Below are 2955 nucleotides of genomic sequence, written 5' to 3' on the forward strand. Positions count from 1 at the left end.
GATGAGTTTGGCCGCAGCCAGATGGGCAACAATAACGGCTATTGTCAGGACAGCGAGATTTCCTGGCTGCACTGGGAAGATCTGCCGGCTTCCGCTGATGCGTTACGCGATTTCACCCGTCAAATCATTGCGCTGCGCACGCAGCAGCCGCTGCTGCGACGTGAAAGCTGGCGCGACGGCATGGAGATCAAATGGTTTAACGCTGGCGGCGGTTTCCAGCAGGCGGAACAGTGGGACGAGGGCTCGACGCTCGGCGTGTACATTGGGCGTCCGGATCTGCAAACCGAAGAAGGTATCTGGCACGATGTGCTGATGCTGTTCAATCCGTTCGAAGGCAATGTGCCGTTCCGCATCCCGCAGTTTGGTGAAGGCGGCTGGGTGCTGGAGCTGACCACCTCCGACAGCGCCAGTAAGGGATTGGTGATCACCAAAGAGAAGGATTTCGAGCTGGAAGGCCGCAGCCTGGCGCTGTTCAGACGGCCATGAGTTAAGCGCGAAGTGCCGGTTTTTAGGTGCGCATGAATGCGCACTCTGCGGAAACAACGGGACATGCACCCCCGGTTTCCAGGTGCGTAAGAATGCGCACCCTGCGGAAACAACGGGACATGCACTCCCCGTTTCCAGGTGCGCATGAATGCGCACCCTACAGAAACAACGGGACATGCACTCCCTGTTTCCAGGTGCGCATGAATGCGCACCCAACGGAAATAACGGGACATGCACTCCCGGTATCCAGGTGCGCATGAATGCGCACCCTACGCAAATAACGGGACATGCACCGTAGGGTCGCCGTTCACGGCGACCGGCTCCACTGTTAACCCGCCAGACTCTTCTGCTACCCGGCACTAAAATTTCATTAACTAAAAACCACAATCTGCCGATGTTCTTTAATCTGCCCTTGTACCCGCCGCGTCATGCGTCGGGGTGCGTTTAGATTAAGGATAATAAGATGAACATCTCCCAACGATTGTTACTGACCTTTTCCATGCTGTTTGGCGCCATCATTCTGCAAGCCGTGCTCGCCATCTCACTGCTGTCCGGCTTTCAGGAGCGCTTTGAGTACGTGCAGACTAACGCCATTCCGTCGATTAAAGACCTCAATACGCTGATTGACCGCAGCAATCAGCTGGCGCTGACGCTTTACAAACATCAGACTCAGCTGCAGGACAGCAATATGCCTGCGGTTGAAGCGGACATTGATAAACAGATCGGCGGCCTGAAATCGCTCACCGATTACTACCTGACTCACAACCTCTCCAGTGACGAAGATAAGCGCCTGACCGAGCTGGCCTTTGCCAATATTCAGCGCGTGAGCGAGCGGCTGCCGGCGTTTCTCAATGCCTCGCGCGCGCATCAGAACGCCATCAGCCTTGATCTGATCGAGGGGCAGAACGGCATTGGTGCCGCCATTCGCCAGCTGGTCACCAATTACCAGCAGCAGCTGATGCTGAATATTTCTATCGGCGATGAGTTACGCGCCACCAACCTCAGCACCTTCCATGAAATGCTGTGGACCACCATTACCGGCGTGATAGCCACAGTGATTATTTTTGGCCTGTTCGCCCTGTTCACCGTGCTGCGCATTCGTCGCAGTCTGTCCGATGTCGGCAAAGTCATGATGCGCGCCAGTGAAAATCTCGACCTGACGCTCAGCGCAGACGAAAGCCGTCGCGATGAGGTGGGCACCATGGCGCACTCTTTCAATCAGCTGATGCGCAGCGTGGCCGGTTCGCTGAGTGCCGTGCGCAGCGCGTCACATTCGGTGGGCAGCGCATCGGTGCAGATCGCCGCCGGTAACGAAGACCTCTCTGCGCGTACCGAGCAGCAGGCTGCTTCGCTGGAGCAGACCGCGGCCAGCATGACTGAACTGAGTGAAACCGTACGTCAGACCGCCGATAACACGCGCCAGGCCAGCCAGCTGGCGGCTAACGCCAGTGCGCTGTCGGAAAAAAGTGGTACCTCGCTCAGCACCATGCTCTCGACCATGGATGATATTCGTGGCAGCTCGCGCAAGGTCACGGACATTGTTTCGATGATCGAAGGTATCGCTTTCCAGACCAATATTCTGGCGCTCAACGCGGCAGTCGAAGCGGCACGCGCCGGTGAGCACGGCAAGGGCTTTGCGGTGGTGGCGGGTGAAGTACGCAGCCTGTCGCAGCGCTCAACCTCGGCCGCACGCGAAATCAAAGGTTTGATCGAAGAGTCACACCGCCTGACTGAAGCCGGGGCCGCCCAGGCCAGCGACGTCAGCAGCAATATGCAGGTGATGAATGACGCTATCCATCAGGTCAGCGAACTGATGAGCGAAATCGCCGCGGCCGCGGTTGAGCAGAGTCAGGGCATCAGCCAGGTGCAGCAGGCGGTGAATCAGATGGATGATGTGACGCAGCAGAACGCCGCGCTGGTAGAGCAGGCCTCAGCCGCGTCGCAATCGCTGCAGGAGCAGGCCCAAACGCTCAACCAGCTGGTGACCCGCTTCGTGCTGACGGAATCTGGCGCAACGCCGGTCATCAAGCCTGCGCCGGCGAGCCATAACGCGCCACAGCCGGGACGCCTGGCACTGGCCAGCGATGCCGACTGGCAGAGTTTCTAATCCCGTTGCCCTCCGCGTCGTCGCGCGGAGGGGCTTTCTCCCACTGACGAATTCTTCCCGGCGCGCTGGCGCGAGCGACATTGCCTCAACGAGCGCCAGCAAAACTGCTATTCTGTGAACCATGCTAACGGTCATCAGCAACGAAAGTGTTTCACCTCCGCATGCCCGCCGCTCCCTAAAGGAACCTTATGCACCCTCAGCAACAGACACGCGGTAAATGGGCCATCTTTGGCCTGATGTTTATTCCTGGCTTTACCTGGGCTTCCTGGGTTAGCCGCACCCCCTTTATGCGCGATGTGCTGCCCGCCTCGACGGAAATGATGGGTCTGATTCTGTTTGGCTTCTCCTGTGGCCCCATGCTG

Annotated in this window: 1 protein-coding gene and 1 pseudogene; both read left to right on the plus strand. The window is 58.2% G+C overall.

Features of this window, described 5'->3' with window-relative positions:
• Positions 1-486: pseudogene (locus FT726_RS26570) on the plus strand (glycogen debranching enzyme GlgX); the annotation flags it as partial.
• Between the two features lie 463 nt (positions 487-949).
• Positions 950-2593 carry a methyl-accepting chemotaxis protein gene (locus tag FT726_RS26575; RefSeq protein ID WP_346303779.1) on the plus strand — a complete coding sequence of 548 codons (1644 nt, stop codon included), beginning with the start codon at positions 950-952 and terminating at the stop codon, positions 2591-2593.
• Positions 2594-2955 lie beyond the last annotated feature (362 nt).

This window comes from Pantoea sp. Morm (assembly GCF_016643525.1).
GTDB classification, from domain to species: domain Bacteria; phylum Pseudomonadota; class Gammaproteobacteria; order Enterobacterales; family Enterobacteriaceae; genus Pantoea; species Pantoea dispersa.

Excerpts from the sequence above, each read along its gene's own strand:
- FT726_RS26575 (WP_346303779.1), top strand. The coding sequence starts at position 950 with ATGAACATCTCCCAACGATTGTTACTGACCTTTTCCATGCTGTTTGGC.